We start from the raw sequence: 17437 nt of genomic DNA, 5'->3' as shown, positions 1-17437 counted from the left end.
GTTAACAATCGAGTCTCAATACGGGACGGGTTCCGAGGTGGATTAGCCATTCTTAACAAGACAGAGCATGAATACGCACGATGCTAAGCTCGGCTTTTCGCGAACTCTATCAAATTCGGCAATGGCTCGAGGCCGCGGCCCTGCATCACCGCGTGCATCTCGCTTTTGAGCTCTTGATGGATGAGGCCGTTGGTCGCGAGCACATCGCGGCTGGCGGCGACGTCGAATTTGCTTCCATCCACGTGTGTGAGCCTGCCGCCCGCCTCTTCAACGAGTAACACACCGGCTGAAGTGTCCCATGGATTCAGGTTGAACTCCCAATATCCATCGTAGCGTCCCGAAGCAACACACGAAAGATCGAGCGCAGCCGAGCCCGCGCGGCGGATGCCATGCGTCTTCATGGTGAGCTGGTGATAGAAGTAAATGTTCGGATTGAGGTGCCGTTTCTTGCTGGGGAACCCGGTGCCGAGCAGGCTTTCGCCGAGTGCCGCAACCTCAGACACGCGAATCTTCTTGCCATTTAATGTCGCACCGCTGCCACGCTCGGCTGCGAAAAGTTCGTTGCGCGTGGGATCGAAGACTACTCCCGCAATTACTTCGTTATGCTGCGCCAGTCCCAGGGAAACGCAGAAGACCGGAAATCCGTGCGCGAAGTTGGTTGTCCCGTCGAGCGGATCGACATACCAGATATACTCGCCTGCGCTTTGCGAGCGCGATCCTTCTTCACCGACGATTCCGTGATTGGGAAACGCTGCACGAAGGCTCTCGACGATCAGCTTCTCGGAGGCGCGGTCCGCTTCGGTGACAACGTCGACGGTGCCCGAGCCCTTGTACTCCGTCTTCACGCCTCGTGCGGAATACTCCAGCAGCAAAGCGCCCGCGCGTCGCGCAATGTCTGAGGCCGTGGAGATGTAGTCGGGATGTCGAACGCTCACAGACGCCCTCGGCGTCCGGTGTCCTCAGCGATGTAGACGATCTCGTGCTTATAGATGAATAGATTCGGGGAATGCTCCCGAGTCAGCCGAATCATGTTGGCATCGTAATACTCGATCCAGCCGCGCACAGACTCTCCGCCCATTAGCTTGACGGTGACTGGGGTCTGCTTCTCCCCGAGCGCCTTCAGATAGGAGGCCTCCATACCCGTCTCTTCGGGAGGAGTGTTCTTCGATTTTTTCTGTAAGGCTGAAGCTGCGTCGCTACGGAAACTCATGGGTGCATTTTACGCGATTTTTGCTGTCATTCCGAACCGCTGAAGTTGCGGTGAGGAATCCCTGCTGAGCCCATACATCTTTGGCCCGATAGGGATTCCTCGCCGCAGCGGCTCGGAATGACAGGGGTGCCCCTACTCCAGCTTTGACGTGTAATAACCACGCCGGGCGCGGACAATCAGCTTGTCCCCACCGTCGCTTCCCTGAGCCTCGGGCAGATCGTGCGGATGGGCGTTAACATCGATCTGGCGAAAATCCGAAGCTGCGCGACGGGCCACGGGATAGTAGGCCAGCAGGTACTGGGTTCGCAGCTCATCGCTAATCTGCTCGAACGCTTTATCGAGTTGTGGAACGCTTGAGGCGTAGTAATACTTTCCGCCGGTGTCGTTCGAGATTTGAATGAGCGCATGCTCTCCACCTGTATTACGGCCTGCGCTCGCCTCGACCGGCACGTCGATAAGGCTGTAAACCAGCGCCTCCGACTGCTGTGCCGCGCGGAGAGCCTCCCTATAGTCGATGCTGCTCGCGGTATCGCCTCCGTCGGTAATTAGCACAAGCACCTTGCGCCCTTCGCGATTCACAAGCGCTTTAGCCCCTAGATAGACCGCGTCGTAGAGAGAAGTAGCACCGCCGACTCGCACTTCATTAATCGCACTGTCGACCTGATGGAGCTTTGCAGTGAACGGCGTCAACTCGTTCACGTAGGTTGCGAAGCTGAAGAGAGCGACCGCGTCCTGTGGGCGGATCATGGAATGAATGAATCGGCGGGCGGCTTCGAGCTCGAGGCGAATGTCTTTGCGCGTGCTCGAACTGGCGTCGATCGCCAACACAATCGATAGTGGGAGCTGGGATTCTTTGCTGAAGACGGCAATCTTTTGGGGGACTCCATCCTCGCTGAGACTGAAGTCATTCTTCGCAAGATTGCCGATGGGCGCGCCCTGCGGGTCAGTGACCGTAACAAATACGTTCACCAGCTTTACATCAACCTTGAAAGTGGTCTCGGGCTTCTCCTGAGCGCTCGAGGAAGCGAGGAGGGCCAAGGCGATGATCGCCACACGCAACACTCTCATTCGTTCCCACCGATGCTTGAATCAGAACTTGCGCGCAGCTCTTCGGGAAAGGGCTCGCCATCGGCCCATACGACACCGTCGGGGAAATGTTCCTTCTTCCAAATTGGGACTGTGCGTTTGAGGGTATCGATGGCAAAGCGGCACGCATCGAAGGCGGCGGCTCGATGTGCGGAGGCGACAACGATCAGCACGCTGGTTTCTCCGATCTCGAGACGTCCCAGCCGGTGGATGATAGCGATCTCCCTTACCTTGTAATTGGCAAGCGCCTTTTCCGCGAGCGAATTCATTTGGGTAAGCGCCATCGGCTCGTAAGCCTCGTAGTCGAGAAACAACGTCCGGCGGTTCCGCGTGTGATTTCGCACGATGCCTTCAAAGACGACCACCGCCCCATCCTCGCCTTGCTTGATGCGCTCGACGATCTGTTCGGTCCGGATTCGCTCGCGCACAATCTCACACTGATAACTCTCTTTGCGAACAACAGTTTCGGCTCCGCCGCTGACTGGTGGGAGCAGGGCGACCTCGTCACCCTCCTTAAGTCGATCGCCGGGAGAAGCGTACTGCTGATTGATCGCAAGTGCCAATGAATGAAACAAGTTAGCCCGCTCGGGCGTGAGTTCGCGGTAATGCGTGAGCAAGTCGGAAACCGTAGCGTCGGGCGACAGATCGAGCGAGTCTTCGCTGCGCTGGAAGATGTCCTTTAGGACGCCAAATAAGAGAACGCGAACTCTCATTACTTTGTTAAGCATACGTGAGAAGAGACGCAAAAGACGATGAGCGAGCGCGGAGGCACGACACTAGTGCTGCCGAATGGCGGAACGATCGCCAGTAGCCCGCTCGCTGCCACGTTTTCCACAACGCTGCGGGGCTAACGCAACGGTAAACGAAAGTAACTAAACATTTCCTTCCGAGTAATGCCTCATTCGCGGTACATTATTCGCGCCCCCGGACGCAGTCCCATCAATCATGAGCACGCAGGAGTCCCCTCGATATGGGCTTTAGGCCCAAGCCTGCGCGTGTGACCAGCACGCCTGGAGCCCGTGTTTCTACGCGCGGGAGGTCGCACGCTGCCGTTCCGCCGCCAGCCTCTACCACCGCACTTTTCAACATCCTCGATAATGCCAGCGACGTGATGTATACGCACGATGGGCAGGGAAACTTCACCTGGGTAAACGGAGCCGCTGAGCGCGTCTCGGGATACACGCGAGACGCGCTCCTCAACATGAATATCCTCGACCTGCTGGTTCCGGAGCAGGTCCCGACTGTGCGCGCAAGGTGGGCTGAGCGTAGTCAGAGAGAGCTACCCACGCCTTTTACTGCCGAGATAATTATTAAAGACGGCTCCCGGCGGACGCTGGAAGTCGGTCACTGCCTCATATCTGACGATGGTCAATCGTCTTCCATCCTGAGCATTGGCCGAGATGTCACGAATCATGTGGCCGCCGAACAGGCTCTACGAGAAAGTGAAGAGCGCTTTCGCGCTTTCGTTGAGCAATCCTCAGATGTTCTCTCCTTGCTCGATGAGCAAGGCAAGGTCATCTACCAGAGTCAATCGATTACACGGCACCTCGGCTACCTGCCCGAAGAACTCGTTGGGCGATCGTGCTTCGATTTTGTGCATCCCGAAGATTTGGAAATAGCCATCGTAGGGTTCCGGCAAGGGCTTGAGGATCCCAGCAGAGGCGATCCCATCGTTGTGCGCTTGCAGCACAAGCTTGGACACTGGAAGTCGTTCGAAGCAGTGAGCAGCACATATGTGATTGGTGGGCGCAAAGCAGGCTTGCTGGCCAGCTTCCGCTATGTGGGCGACCGGATGGAAGCTGAGACTGAGCTGCGTGATTCCGAGGAACGCTATCGTCAACTATTCCAGCGCAATCTGGCTGGAGTCTTTCTCAGCAAGCTGTCGGGAGGATTGCTCGATTGCAACGATTCGTTCGCACACATCTTCGGCTACGAATCGCGCGAGCAGATGATCAAGCTCGCGGATTTCAATCCATACTCAGCTCCCGATGAGCGAGAACGTTACGTTGCTCGTCTAAAACGGGAAAAAGCCCTCACAAATTTCGAAATGAAGTTGCGGCGCCGAGATGGCACCGAAGTGTGGGTGCTGGAAAACGTAACCCTGCTGGAAGATGAAGACGCCGCAATGATCCAGGGCACCCTGGTAGACATAACCGAGCGCAAACGCGCCGAGCACGCGCTGGCCGAGAGTGAGAGTAAGTTCCGGGCCCTCGCCGAGAGCGCGACCACCGCGATCTTCATCCACAATGGCAATCGCTTCCTTTACTCCAACCAGGCATCCGAGGAGGTTTGTGGGTATACCTCTGCAGAGCTGCGGGAAATGAGTCCCTGGGATCTGATTCATCCCGACCAACGCGAGATGATCCACTCGCGGGCTGCGGACCGGCTACGCGGGGACACCTCGGTACAGCGCTGCGAATTACGGATTGTCCACAAAGACGGCGACGATCGATGGCTCGATTTCTCCGCAACAGTGACGCAGTTCGCAGGCGAACAGGCGATGTTGTGCACGGCATTCGACATCACCCAGCGAAAGCATGCCGAGCAACTCCAGTCGGCACTCTATCGCATGAGTGATTGCGCAAATTCAGTGGACGACCTTGGGCAGTTATTTGAAGCTCTTCATCAAATCATCGGCGAGTTGATGTATGCGCAAAACCTGTACATTGCGCTACTCGATGAAAGCGGCGAGTACTTGCAGTTTCCGTATTTTGTCGACCAGAGCGATCCGATTCCCGCGGGACGCAAGCGCGGCAAGGGACTTACGGAATACGTACTCCGGACAGGCAAAGCGCTGCTGGCCGACTTCGAAAAGATTCGCTCACTCGAAGATAAGCGGGAAATCGAGCCGCTCGGTCCTGATTGCATCGATTGGCTTGGAGCCCCGCTGCGCCAGGGAAGCAAAGTCTTCGGCGTGATCGCGCTCCAGAGCTACGATCCAGAAATCCGATACCGTGAACGCGATAAAGAGATTCTCACTTACGTCTCCCAGCACATATCTGTTGCGCTGGCGCGCAAACGACAGGAAGAAGCTCTGCGGGCATCGGAAGCCAGGCACAGGTCGTTGGTTGAGAGTGCCGTTTACGGCATGTATCGCTCCACAGTCGATGGCAGATTTCTCGACGTCAATCCCGCGCTCGTGCAAATGCTGGGCTACTCGTCCCCGGAAGAGTTGTTGGCAGTGGATATGGCGCGCGAAATCTACGCTGATCCCGATCAGCGAGCTGCCATTATTCAGGCATATAACGACTCGGGACGGCTCGGCACAGTCGAGCTGCGCTGGAAAAGAAAAGATGGGCACCCAATCACCGTTCGACTCAGCGGAACACCCTTCAGAAACGAACGCGGTGAAACACTCGGCTTCGAGATGATCGCCGAGGACATCACCGAACGACGTACGCTCGAAGAACAGCTGCGGCAGGCGCAGAAGATGGAAGCCGTAGGTCGCCTGGCGGGCGGCGTCGCGCACGACTTCAATAACCTGCTCACGGTGATCAAAGGTTACAGCGAACTCGTCCTCGACGATCTCGACCATGCCGATCCCATGCGGCACGAGATCGACGAAATCAAGAAAGCAGCCGATCGCGCAGCCTCCCTCACGCGGCAATTACTTGCCTTCAGCCGTCAGCAGGTGCTCGCCCCCAAGGTCCTCGATCTGAACCTTGTGATGCACAACATGGACAAGCTTTTGCACCGCCTGCTTGGAGAAGACGTCGATTTGTTCACTGTGCTTGAGCCAGGTCTGGGCCGTGTAAAAGCTGATCCAGGGCAGGTTGAGCAGGTAATCATGAACCTGGCCGTCAACGCACGCGATGCGATGCCGCAAGGCGGCAAATTAACGGTTGAAACGGCCAACGTTGATCTCGATGAGGCTTACGCACGCGATCACGTTTCCGTGAAGCCGGGACGTTACGTGATGATCGCCGTCAGCGACAACGGTACGGGTATGCCGGAGAAGGTGAAATCGCGGATATTCGAACCGTTCTTTACCACGAAGGAAGTCGGCAAAGGTACTGGTTTGGGACTGTCCACTGTGTACGGCATCATCAAACAGAGTGGTGGCTACATCTGGGTCTACAGCGAAATCGGCCGGGGATCTACATTCAAGGTTTACCTGCCGCGCGTGGATGCTCCTGTCGAAATTCCGCTTTCACGCTCGCTGCAACCGGCACGCCATGGCAGTGAAACTGTTCTGCTGGTGGAAGACGAAGACGGAGTCCGCGCACTCATGCGTCAGGTTATGCACAAGCATGGATACAACGTGCTCGAAGCCCGACACGGCGGGGAAGCGCTCCTGATGTGCGAGCGTCATCAAGGCACGATTGACATGCTGCTCACGGATGTTGTGCTGCAGCAGATGAGTGGACGCGAACTCGCCGAGCGATTGCTCAAGCTTCGTCCCGAAATGAAGGTGCTCTATGTCTCCGGGTACGCGGATGATGCGATTGTTCATCATGGCGTTCTCACTGCCGGGATGTCATTCCTGCAGAAGCCATTCACAACCGAAGCCCTGGCTCGTAAGATCCGCTACGTGCTGGATGGTCCGCCGCAGTTGGTTGGGGCTCACGACTGACTGTTCGCTTTCGACTCCAAGGGTCTCACATTCGAACAGTAGCCCACCGATATCCGTCCATCTGCTAACGCTAACTGCCACAATTGAGTCTATTTAGCGACCGGCGAGAGTTCCGGCGCCTGCTTCGGTATGGCATGGGGCTTGCTCTCTTCTGGTTTAGGGAAGGGCACGGATTCCATCCGTGCCGGCGAGAGAATCGTTTTTTTCCTCCTCTTTCTTTCAGCGGCTTCAGCCGCGGCTGAAGCCGCTGAAAGAAAAGAAATAACGTGGGTTCTTTTTCGGCACGGATAGAATCCGTGCCCTTCCCTAAGTCTCTGAAGACTAACTTCAAAGGGATTTAAAGAACCTTCAAGTGTCTTGCTCGACCGAATCGGAGATTGCAGTGACGGACTCTTATTCCACTTCTCTGGCTACCGAAATAGGTGCAGCTACCAAGCCCAGGCGCGTTCTCGTCGCCGACGACCAGCCCGACGTGCTGCATGCGATTGCTCTGCTGCTGAAGCTTGAAGGATTCGAGTCGCAAACGGTGATGCACCCTGCCGCGGTGATCGAAGCGCTAGCAGTCGGCGAGTTCGATCTGCTCATCATGGATCTCAACTACACTCTCGATACCACTTCGGGAACCGAGGGTCTGGATCTGATCTCCACCATTCGCAAGACGAACACATCTGTTCCCGTTTTGGTCATCACCGCTTGGGGAACAATTGAACTCGCGGTCGAAGCTCTGCAGCGCGGCGCGTCGGATTTTATCCAGAAGCCCTGGACCAACTCTCAACTCATTCAGAAGTCACGCGACCTGATTGCCCGCGCAGAGCAGACGCGAAAAGCCAATAGAGAGCTGGACGAAGAGCAACAGGAGTCGGTCGAGATTCAGCGCAAACTGCTCTCGCTCAACCTGCCCCCACAGCATGGCATCACAATAAGCGGCGTTTCGCGCTCGATACGCTACGTTGGCGGCGATTACTGCCACCTCACCGCGCTTACGCCCACAAAGTTTGCAGCCTCCATCGCCGACGTGGCCGGCAAGGGTGTTCCCGGCGCACTGCTCACAGCAAGTCTGCGGGGTCTGGAAAAAAGCATCGTCACGCACGATGTTCATCCCCAGCAGCTTTGTAGTTCGTTAAATGAAGCGCTGACCGAAATCATGCCGATCGGCAAATTTGTCTCCTTCTTCTTCGCCGTCATCGACGCCGAATCACGCAATTTCTGTTACAGCAATGCCGGACATAACCCGCCGATACTCGCTCGCGCCGATGGCACTGCCATTGAACTGCGCGTAGGTGGGGGCGTCCTGGGCCTGTTCTCCGATTGGACCTACGAGCAGACGCAGCTAAAGCTCGAAAGCGGCGACCGCCTGGTGCTCTACACCGACGGAATCACCGAAGCCGAAAGTCCTGATGATGAAGAATTCGGCATGGAGCGCGTGAAGGACATCATGGTTCGCCACCGCACCGGCTCAGCCGAAGAAATCCAGCGCAGCCTGATGCAGGCAGTGACGAAGCATTGCGAGGAGAGATTCCATGATGACGCGACGGTGGTTGTGATTGCCGTGCAGTGAGGAAGAATCGGGTGATCGGGCCATCGGGTGATCGGGTGAAGTGAGACCAGCAAGCTCTTTGAGTCTCACGTAGATTGCTTTCCTTGCATAAGACCACCTCTTCTCTTACGGTCATTCCGAAGCTCTCTTTACTGTCATCCCGAAGCGAAGCGAGGGATCTGTTGTCCGTTGCGGCGCCAAGAAAGACAGCGGATTCCTCGCGCCAACATCAGGCGCTTCGGAATGACAGTACTTAAGGGGCGAATCGGTCAGGTTTTACTTCACCCGATCACCCGATGGCCCGATCACCCGATTCTTCTTTCTTCGCTTGCTAAACTAGATACTTCCTATGCGCCATCTATCCGGCTCAGAAACACGCGAAACCTTCCTTCGCTTCTTCGAAAGCAAAGGGCACCGTCGCGTCCACTCCTCGTCGTTGGTGCCTGCCAACGACCCCACGCTGCTGTTCACCAATGCCGGAATGAATCAATTTAAGGATGTCTTTCTGGGCATCGAAAAGCGCGACTACTCGCGCGCAACTACGTCGCAAAAATGCGTGCGGGCCGGCGGCAAGCACAACGATCTTGAAAACGTGGGCTTTACCCGACGCCACCACACGTTCTTCGAGATGCTGGGGAACTTCTCCTTCGGCGATTACTTCAAGAAAGACGCTATCGCCTACGCATGGGAACTGGTGACTTCCGAGCAATGGTACGGCCTGCCCAAGGACAGGCTCTACGTCACGATCTTCGATGACCCAGACAAGGCCGCGGCATCTCGCGAATTGGGTTTCGACGTTGAGCGCGACAGCGAGGCAGAAAGATATTGGCTCGAAACGGGAGTTCCCAAAGACCGCATTTTCCCCGGTGACAGGAAGGACAATTTCTGGCAGATGGGCGATACCGGCCCCTGCGGTCCCTGCAGCGAGATCCACTACGACATGGGTCCGGAGGCGTCGGATGAAGGCCACACCGACTGCAAGTTCCCCTGCGACTGCGGTCGTTATGTCGAGATTTGGAATCTCGTGTTCATGCAATACGATCGGACCGTCGGAGGTACGACGAAACTCCCCAGGCCCTCGATCGATACCGGAATGGGACTGGAGCGCGTTGCAGCAGTGCTCCAAGGTGCGCTGTCAAATTACGACACGGATCTTTTCACTCCTCTAATTAAGCGCGCAGGAGAATTGACCCAGTCGACTTATGGCTTCAACCCGAACGCAGATGCGTCTCTTCGAATCATCGCGGATCATGCGCGGGCAACTACTCTCCTGATTTCCGATGGCGTAATGCCCTCGAATGAAGGAAGAGGATACGTGCTTCGAAAAATACTTCGAAGAGGAATTCGCCATGGACGGCTTCTTGGAACAGAAAAACCCTTCATGTGGGAAATGGTCTTCGCGGTTCGAGACCAGCTAAAAGATGCTTATCCGGAGCTTGTGGATAGCGCACTTAGGGTGTCCAGAATTGTTCTGACGGAAGAACATCGGTTTGCGCACACCTTGGCAATTGGCCTCAAAGGGCTGGAGGGACTGATAGCTGAAGCAAAGGCAGCACCAGCAGAGACTACTCGTGAACATGTTGCTCAGCTAGAGCAGGGAGCTAGCGAACTAAAAGGTCTGATTCATGAAGCAGGACCGCCCGAAGCTACTGAGTATGGAATTTATCGTGGCATTTTGAAGGGCGAAGACGCTTTTAAGCTGTTCGATACTTTCGGTCTTCCGTTGGATTTCATGCTAGACGCCTCGCGAGACCATGGGGTGTATTTCGACAGAAACGGCTTCGATCGAGCAATGCAGGAGCAGCGTGAGCGTGCTCGCGCATCGTGGAAAGGCGGAGCCAAGCAGACGGCGAGCCCGATCTACCGCGACCTCGGCAAGACCGTTTTCGAGGGCTACAAGCAGACAGTCTCAGGCGACTGCGAAGTTCTCGCCATTGTCAAAGACGGACAAGGCGTTCCCGAATTGAAGGCAGGCGAAGAAGGCGAGGTCGTACTTGATCACACACCCTTCTACGCCGATTCCGGCGGACAAGTAGGCGACATCGGAGTCTTCCGCGACAGCTCCGGCAACGTGATCGCCGAGGTCAACGGCTGCGTGATGCCGGTCCAGGGTGTGCGTGCACACAAAGTGAAGGCACGCCAACCGATCCATCTTGGACAAAAACTCGAAGCACTTGTGCACGCTGACGTTCGTGAAGCCACGAAACGCAATCACACCGGAACGCATCTTCTCCACGCCGCCCTGCGCGAGACCCTGGGCAAGCACGTGAAACAGGCAGGCTCTCTGGTTGCTCCCGGCCATCTGCGCTTCGACTTCTCGCACTTCACCTCAGTTGCCGACGAAGAGCTGCAGGACATCGAAGACCTGATGAATCGCGAGGTGCTGAAGAACACCCGCGTCGAGACCTTCGAAGACGTGCCCATCGACGTCGCCATCAACGAATTCAAAGCCATGGCGCTCTTCGGCGAGAAATATGGCGAACGCGTCCGCGTAGTGAAGATCGGCGACTTCTCAACCGAACTCTGCGGCGGCATTCACACACTAGCCACTGGCGAGATCGGCTTGCTGAAGATCCTGCGCGAAGGAAGCGTGTCATCCGGCGTGCGCCGCGTAGAAGCCGTAAGCGGCGAAGGCTCACTGCAGCACTTCCGCAAAGATCACGAGCTCCAGCACGTGGTCTCCACATTGATCGGGCGCGCCGACGATTCCCCCGCCCAGGCGCTTAAGACCGAATTGGAACGCCGCGACGAAGAAATTCGCCGGCTGCGCAAAGAACTCGAGCAGATACGCATGAAATCGGCCTCATCGGCCGTTTCAGCGGCTGCCGACCAAGTGCAGGAAGCCAACGGCATCAAGGTGCTCACACAGCGCGTCGACAATCTCGAACGCAATCAGATGCGCACGCTAGTCGACAACATGCGCAACAAACTGGGCTCCGGAGTCGTAGTGCTCGGCTCAGTGCAAGACGGCAAAGTCGCGCTAATCGTAGGCGTAACCAAAGACCTGACCACACGCGTCCAGGCAGGCAAGATCATCGCCGAGGTGGCGAAGAAGGTAGGCGGCAAAGGCGGAGGAAGACCTGATCTCGCTGAGGCAGGTGGTTCGGAACCCGGAGCACTGGATTCGGCGCTGCGAAGTTCAGTGGATGTGGTGCGGGCGTTAGCTTCTTAGGTCGCCAGAGTCGCGAACCTGTTCGGTTTCCAAGTTGCTGCTTCAGACGCTGTCATCCTGAGCCTGTTTTGGCGAAGGATCTCCCGGAATGCAGCATGTGAATTTTGCTGCCCCGTGGCACCTTGGCCCAAGAACCTGGACTCTTCGTGAAAGAGCCCTTCCAGGAGCAATCAAGTCCGAAATATCGCGGGAGATCCTTCGCCAAAACAGGCTCAGGATGAAAAGTCTTCTAAAGAGTTCCCTCTGAGGTCTAAGAGAACAGCACCCGGGTTTCACTTCACCCGATCACCCGATGGCCCGATCACCCGATTCCTCTCAGGCTTGCTGCGCCGCCGGCGGATTCCCCTGCTGCGGCCTTGGCGGAGCCTGCTGCTTCTTCCCTTCCACCTTCTTCGGTGGAGCAAGAATCGCGTGCAACGTGTTGCCTTCCATCCGCGGACGGAATTCGACTACCGCGCGCTCGCCAACTTCGTTCAGCAGGCGCTCGAGCACCTGGCGTCCCAAATTGGTATGCGTCATCTCGCGGCCGCGGAAGAAGATGGTGGCCTTTACTTTGTCGCCCTGTTCGAGGAAGCGGAGTACGTGGTTCTTTTTAAACTCGTAGTCGTGCTCGTCCACATTGATGCGGAACTTCACTTCCTTGATGGTGATGACCTTCTGGTTCTTCTTTGCCGCGCGCTCCTGCTTCTCTTTCTCATACAGGAACTTGCCGTAATCCTGGATGCGACAGACGGGCGGATTGGCCGTGGCAGAGATCTCTACCAGGTCAAAACCACGCTCGCGGGCAATTTTGAGGGCTTCAAAGGGTTGCATTACACCAAGCTGAGCACCGTTCTCATCTATTACACGGATTTCGCGGGCGCGAATACGCTCATTGGTGCGAATAGTACTGCGGCCAAAACGTTTATCGATACATTCCTCCGGGGGATTGCGCGGGATCGCGCAGTTCAGCCGAGTATAGCACGGCTAAGAATCGGGTGATCGGACCAACGGGTGATCGGGTGAAGTAAGACCATGTCACAGACCTGATCGTTTAATCAGGCAAGAACTGTAAATACTGTCATCCCTCGACCGAAGGGAGGGGATCTGCTGCTTTCGACATTGCCCAGGGAAACAGCAGATTCCTCGCGCCAAATTCAGGCGCTTCGGAATGACAGTCGGGAGCGTTAGTGCTGATTCGGGTGTTACTTCGCCCGATCACCCGATGACCCGATCACCCGATTCTCCAGACATTCCATGCTCCGTTAAAGCACCAACTCTCACCCTCATCCACCGATTCGCTTCGTGCTGGCCCTTAATTTCAACCTTCAAATAGTTGTCGCTCAGGGCTTCGGTCATCTCAGAATCGCCTTTTGCGAGCGTAATTGCCTCGACTGTTCGTCCCAAAAAGGAACTTCGGAACCCAACATTCTTCTCTGCAGCCAAATTCCGTAATTCCCGATTTCGTTCTCGCGCCAGTTCGAGAGGAACCTGGTCGGGCATCGTCGCCGCGGGAGTTCCGGGACGCGGCGAATACGTGAAAACATGCAGGTACGTGAACGGCATTTTCGCGATAAAGGCGCGCGATTCCTCGAATAACTCGTCGCTTTCGCCGGGGAATCCGACCATTACGTCGGCGCCGATGGCTGCGTCGGGCATCGCGGAACGGATCTTTTCCACCTTTTCCGCGTAATGCCAGGGACGATACTTTCGGTGCATTTTGCGCAGAATGCGATCGCTTCCGGACTGCAAGGGCACGTGTGCGTGCTTGGCAATCCGCTTCGAGGAAGCCATGAGGGCGATCAGGTCGTCGGTCCAGTCCATGGGCTCGATCGAGCTGAGCCGCAGTTTCTCGACGGACGTGCGCTCCAGGATGACGCGAAGCGCCTCAACGAAGCGATCTTGCGCCTCAAACTGGTGCTCTTGTGCCCAAGAATCGCTCGTTTCTGCCGCAAAATTGCGCTTTTGAGCCGCAAAATCGCGTCCCCAACGCCCCAAATTGATGCCGGAGATGACGATTTCACGGTATCCAGCGGCCTCTAAGTCGTGGATTTCTCGCAGAATTTTGTCGATAGCGAGCGATCTACTGTGTCCGCGAACGTACGGAATGACGCAGAAAGAGCAGCGGTTATCGCATCCATCCTGGATTTTAAGGTTCGGCCGAGTGCGCTCAATGGCCTCAAAAACCGGCGCGGACTGGAGCTGGGTGTGCGCAAAGATGTCGCTAGCGTAGATTTTTGGGGCGAAATTCGCGCCTTGGAAGCTGGTGTCGAGTGCGGTTAGCGGCACGAATTCGCCGCTTCCGGTGGCACTGGAACCTGCAATAATGTTCCCAATTTGGTGTTTGTGGGAGTTCCCAACGACCCAAGTAACGCCGTCTAACGCCGCAATTTCCTCCGGAGCACGCTGCGCATAGCATCCGGTAACGAGAATTTTTGCCTCCGGACGCTCTCTTTGTGAGCGCCGAATGGCCGCGCGGGCGTCCTGATCAGCGGCGGAGGTTACCGTACAGGTGTTGAGAACGACGATATCTGCCTCGGATGTCGCGCTAACGCGCCGCAGACCATTGTTCGTAAGCTGGCGTTCAATGGCCGATCCATCCGCCTGGGCGGCGCGGCATCCGAAGTTCTGAATGTAGTAACCTCTCACGGTGTTATCATAGCCGCTGAACGAGGTGCCCGGTTCACCTCGCAACCTGAGTCGGCGCAATTCGCATCTGAGGTACTTCTGGATGGCTATATCTTCCTCAATACGCTCAAACCGACTCAGTATCGGTCCCCTGGAGCATTCCCGATGAAACGTCGCATCCTGCTGGTTGATGACGAACTCGCTATTCTTCTCACGCTGAAAGCTATCCTCGAAATCAACGGATTTGAAGTGGATACGGCCGCGTCCGGCAAGGAAGCTATAGCCCGGCTTCCTCAGAATACTTACCAAATGATTATCACTGACATGCGGATGGAGACCGAAACCGCCGGCTACGACGTGATCCGCGAGGCTAAGAAGCAAGATTACGATCCGGCAGTTGCCATCCTTACTGCCTTCCCGCTCCTGGGTAGCGATTGGAAGGAAGAGGGCGCCGACTCCATGTTAGTTAAGCCTATGAATACTAACGACCTACTACGCCAGATCGAAGCGCTCCTTGTGAATCACGAGGACAGGCGTCACGAGCGTCAGGGTTCGGCAACTCTTAAAAAAAAATCAGCTAATCGCGCCCCGCAGGACAAAACTGCCATTGCCAGGCACTCCTAACTCGCAATTTAGTGTTTAAAGGCCCGCAGACTTGCGGGCTTTTGCTTTTCCGTGGTGATGGGCAAGCCCAGACACACTACTCTTGCAAAAATTCAAGGATTGATATCTTGGGTCGTTTAAGCGCTGGCGCTGACCGTGCGGCGCTGCTGGAAGCATTCACGGCAAAATACCGGACGTCCCTGTGTCGGCTTGAACGGCACAGTGGTCTCCTTGCCGCAATGTGAGCAGGTCGTGCGGGTTTCCACTTTCTGATAACTGTTTGCCGGAGGCGCGCCAACCGCCGCAGCGCGTTTTGTCTTGCAGGGCTTGCAGCGTTTCGGTTCGTTCTTGAATTGTTTGTCGTGGAAGAAGAGCTGTTCGCCAGCCGTAAAGAGAAACTCAGAGCCGCAGTCTATGCACTTCAGCAGCCTGTCCTGGAATTCCATGAGAAGCCCCCGTTCTCCCGCGAAATTGCACGAATACCGCTCCCGCGTGGCTACAGGGCGATTTCGATTCTCGGGACTTGTCCCCAACTGCAGGTTCGGCCCTCCATTCCCCTCGGGAACGGTTAACGCTAAACTCTCTCCAGACTGCGAAGTTTTTGTCCAAATGGAAAAAGGGCCGCCAGCTTAGGCGGCCCTCTCTTTTAGAGGTTGCTAGTCCTGTTCTTTGCGAACCTTCTTCCGATTCCGCTTGCGAGCCAGCGCCTGTTTCACGCGCTTCTTCTCACCCGGTTTCAGGTAGAAAGAATGCCGCTTTACTTCCTTAATGATGTCTTCGGTCTGAACCTTACGCTTGAAGCGGCGGAGGGCATTTTCCAACGGTTCACCCTCTTGCACTCGTACTTCCGCCAATAAACTACACCCCCAAACTGATCCTATTTGGACTTGGTAGTTATTGCAGCCTTAAGCCGGCAAGTCAAGCAGATTCCACCAGAATTGACGGCTATTTCGGCTAGTTTTCCTCAGATCTTTGACGACAGTGGAGAACGTCGAAGGGGACCAACCGAAGCATGCTACCTTGCCATTCTTGGAGTGACTGTCAACCCTCGAAAAATACGCTCCGCTCTGGTTGGCTATTCGATGCCCTTTTCGGAACCTCTGTCCCAAGCCAGGTTGAATTCACAAGGCATTTATTATGAATGGCTTAAGTCAGAGTTAGACAACTGTCCCACTGTCCCAAATCCTGTGGCTCGTGGGACACTGGGACAGAGACCTTCATGATCCGCCCTTATCAAGGAATTCGCCCTACCATTCCCGATTCCTGCTACGTAGACGAATCAGCTCAGGTGATTGGAGACGTTGTTCTAGGCGAGAAGGCCAGTATTTGGATGAATGCTGTCGTTCGCGGCGACGTGCACTCAATCCGCATCGGCGCGTATTCCAACATTCAGGATTGCTCCGTCCTCCATGGCATGCGACACCAGTATTCCGTCACGGTGGGCGAGTGGGTGACGGTAGGACACAACGTAACGCTTCACGGCTGCGTGATCGAAGATACCTGCCTGATCGGCATGGGATCGGTCATACTGAACGGCGCTCGAATCGGACGCGGTTCCATCATCGCTGCGGGCACTGTGATTCCGGAAAGTACCGTAATCGAAGCGAACTCGCTCGTGGTTGGAGTGCCAGGCAAGATGCGTCGGAAGCTTGGGGCCCAGGACGAAGAGTTGATCCTTCGCTATGCGCGCAATTACCTCGACTACACGCAGACATACTTGAACGAGCGGCGCCTGAAAACCGAAAACCCGGGGTGAACACAAAGGTCACGAAGGAAACGGAAGGATGGCGGCGGGATGATTGAGTCAACGTCGAATGCCTAGTGCCCAGCGGCGAGCTTGCAATTCAGTAGTATCCTCCTCGGTGACCTTCGTGTCCTCCGTGTTCAAGGATTTTGGGTCTTCTGGCGTAAACAAGGGGTATCGCAGTGCAGCACACCGTCGGCATTCTGGTATTTCCCGAAGTGGAAATTCTCGATTTTTGTGGACCCTTTGAGGTCTTTTCCGCCACGCGGCTCAATGAAGAACGACGACGCGAAGAGCCTTCGCCCCTTCACGTGGTGCTAATCGCTGAGGGTGAAGATCCCGTGTCGACCACCGGAGGCATGCACGTGCTTCCTGACTTCACGCTTGAGAACCATCCGACACTCGACATCCTGGTTGTTCCTGGCGGCTGGGGAACGCGCGCACTGCAGTCAAACAAGCGCGTACTCGGATGGGTCGCATTGTGCGCCCAACAAGCCAAGGTTGTTTGCTCGGTGTGTACTGGCTCATTTCTGCTGGCCGGCGCCGGTCTCCTCGAGGGGCGGTCCGCAACCACCCATTGGCAGTCTCTCCATCGTATGCGGGAGACATTTCCCAATGTCAACGTGCGCGACGATCTTCACGTAGTAAATGATGGCAATATCTTTACCTCGGCCGGAGTCTCAGCCGGAATCGACATGGCCTTGCATCTGGTTGCGCTGATGTATGGAGCCGAAATAGGCCGAGCAACTGCGCGTCACATGGAGTATCCAGTCCCCGAGAGCAACGCCCGCCGCGTGGAAGCGCAGTACATCGCTGCTGTGCGGTAAATCATTTTTCACCACGGAGACACGGAGTCACGGAAAACAGCCAAGGGAGTGTTCCTACTTCTCAGGATCGCAGCCTTT

Annotated in this window: 14 protein-coding genes; 6 read left to right on the top strand and 8 right to left on the bottom strand. The window is 56.0% G+C overall.

Going from position 1 to position 17437, the window contains the following annotated elements; genetic code table 11:
- Positions 1-83: 83 nt before the first annotated feature.
- The 4 genes from VNX88_23185 to VNX88_23170 all read right to left on the bottom strand — a co-directional run bounded on the left by VNX88_23185 (position 84) and on the right by VNX88_23170 (position 3009).
- Positions 84-935 (bottom strand): inositol monophosphatase family protein, encoded by an 852-nt coding sequence (locus VNX88_23185; protein ID HWY71590.1) that lies wholly within the window; start codon positions 933-935, stop codon positions 84-86.
- Positions 932-1210, bottom strand: a complete 279-nt coding sequence (locus tag VNX88_23180; GenBank protein ID HWY71589.1) for an RNA chaperone Hfq — start codon at positions 1208-1210, stop codon at positions 932-934. Before VNX88_23180 ends, VNX88_23185 begins: the two co-directional genes overlap by 4 nt.
- A gap of 132 nt (positions 1211-1342) precedes the next feature.
- On the bottom strand, positions 1343-2278 hold the full coding sequence (locus VNX88_23175) for a VWA domain-containing protein (GenBank protein ID HWY71588.1): 936 nt from the start codon (positions 2276-2278) through the stop codon (positions 1343-1345).
- Positions 2275-3009, bottom strand: a complete 735-nt coding sequence (locus tag VNX88_23170) for a molybdenum cofactor biosynthesis protein MoaE (protein ID HWY71587.1) — start codon at positions 3007-3009, stop codon at positions 2275-2277. The genes VNX88_23175 and VNX88_23170 overlap by 4 nt, the downstream gene beginning before the upstream one ends.
- A gap of 257 nt (positions 3010-3266) precedes the next feature.
- Between VNX88_23170 and VNX88_23165 the strand changes: the two genes are divergently transcribed.
- From VNX88_23165 to alaS, 3 genes are all read left to right on the top strand, one after another.
- Positions 3267-6869, top strand: a complete 3603-nt coding sequence (locus VNX88_23165) for a PAS domain S-box protein (GenBank protein HWY71586.1) — start codon at positions 3267-3269, stop codon at positions 6867-6869.
- A gap of 382 nt (positions 6870-7251) precedes the next feature.
- The gene (locus tag VNX88_23160; GenBank protein HWY71585.1) at positions 7252-8427 is read left to right on the top strand and encodes a SpoIIE family protein phosphatase; all 1176 of its coding nucleotides are present in this window, start codon (positions 7252-7254) and stop codon (positions 8425-8427) included.
- Between the two features lie 328 nt (positions 8428-8755).
- Positions 8756-11578: an alanine--tRNA ligase gene (alaS, locus tag VNX88_23155; GenBank protein ID HWY71584.1), complete on the top strand. Its 2823-nt coding sequence runs from the start codon at positions 8756-8758 to the stop codon at positions 11576-11578.
- 315 nt (positions 11579-11893) lie between these two features.
- Here the strand turns inward: alaS and infC are convergent, their stop codons facing one another.
- Both infC and VNX88_23145 read right to left on the bottom strand, forming a co-directional pair.
- A complete protein-coding gene (gene infC, locus VNX88_23150) occupies positions 11894-12463 on the bottom strand; it encodes a translation initiation factor IF-3 (GenBank protein HWY71583.1) in 570 nt (189 codons plus the stop codon).
- Between the two features lie 312 nt (positions 12464-12775).
- Positions 12776-14206: a MiaB/RimO family radical SAM methylthiotransferase gene (locus VNX88_23145; protein ID HWY71582.1), complete on the bottom strand. Its 1431-nt coding sequence runs from the start codon at positions 14204-14206 to the stop codon at positions 12776-12778.
- A gap of 144 nt (positions 14207-14350) precedes the next feature.
- On the opposite strand from VNX88_23145, the gene VNX88_23140 reads away from it, so the two are divergent.
- Entirely contained in the window at positions 14351-14809 is a 459-nt protein-coding gene (locus VNX88_23140; protein ID HWY71581.1) for a response regulator, read from the top strand.
- A gap of 116 nt (positions 14810-14925) precedes the next feature.
- Here VNX88_23140 and VNX88_23135 read toward each other — a convergent pair whose 3' ends face one another.
- Positions 14926-15234, bottom strand: a complete 309-nt coding sequence (locus VNX88_23135) for a zinc-ribbon domain containing protein (GenBank protein ID HWY71580.1) — start codon at positions 15232-15234, stop codon at positions 14926-14928.
- 210 nt (positions 15235-15444) lie between these two features.
- Positions 15445-15627 (bottom strand): 30S ribosomal protein S21, encoded by a 183-nt coding sequence (gene rpsU, locus VNX88_23130; protein HWY71579.1) that lies wholly within the window; start codon positions 15625-15627, stop codon positions 15445-15447.
- 380 nt (positions 15628-16007) lie between these two features.
- On the opposite strand from rpsU, the gene VNX88_23125 reads away from it, so the two are divergent.
- Together VNX88_23125 and VNX88_23120 are read left to right on the top strand one after the other, a co-directional pair.
- Positions 16008-16544 carry a gamma carbonic anhydrase family protein gene (locus VNX88_23125; protein HWY71578.1) on the top strand — a complete coding sequence of 179 codons (537 nt, stop codon included), beginning with the start codon at positions 16008-16010 and terminating at the stop codon, positions 16542-16544.
- 170 nt (positions 16545-16714) lie between these two features.
- Entirely contained in the window at positions 16715-17359 is a 645-nt protein-coding gene (locus VNX88_23120) for a DJ-1/PfpI family protein (GenBank protein HWY71577.1), read from the top strand.
- Positions 17360-17437 lie beyond the last annotated feature (78 nt).

The organism is Terriglobales bacterium (genome assembly GCA_035567895.1).
Classification (GTDB): domain Bacteria; phylum Acidobacteriota; class Terriglobia; order Terriglobales; family Acidobacteriaceae; genus Gp1-AA112.
The sequence above is the reverse complement of the archived record's forward strand: the minus strand, read 5'-3'. Positions and strand labels throughout refer to the sequence as shown.

What these genes read in the sequence shown, in the direction of transcription:
- VNX88_23125 (HWY71578.1), top strand. Translation starts at nt 16,008, where the DNA reads ATGATCCGCCCTTATCAAGGAATTCGCCCTACCATTCCCGATTCCTGC.
- VNX88_23140 (HWY71581.1), top strand. Translation starts at nt 14,351, where the DNA reads ATGAAACGTCGCATCCTGCTGGTTGATGACGAACTCGCTATTCTTCTC.
- VNX88_23170 (HWY71587.1), bottom strand. Translation starts at nt 3,009, where the DNA reads ATGAGAGTTCGCGTTCTCTTATTTGGCGTCCTAAAGGACATCTTCCAG.
- VNX88_23135 (HWY71580.1), bottom strand. Translation starts at nt 15,234, where the DNA reads ATGGAATTCCAGGACAGGCTGCTGAAGTGCATAGACTGCGGCTCTGAG.
- VNX88_23180 (HWY71589.1), bottom strand. Translation starts at nt 1,210, where the DNA reads ATGAGTTTCCGTAGCGACGCAGCTTCAGCCTTACAGAAAAAATCGAAG.
- VNX88_23165 (HWY71586.1), top strand. Translation starts at nt 3,267, where the DNA reads ATGGGCTTTAGGCCCAAGCCTGCGCGTGTGACCAGCACGCCTGGAGCC.
- VNX88_23175 (HWY71588.1), bottom strand. Translation starts at nt 2,278, where the DNA reads ATGAGAGTGTTGCGTGTGGCGATCATCGCCTTGGCCCTCCTCGCTTCC.
- alaS (HWY71584.1), top strand. Translation starts at nt 8,756, where the DNA reads ATGCGCCATCTATCCGGCTCAGAAACACGCGAAACCTTCCTTCGCTTC.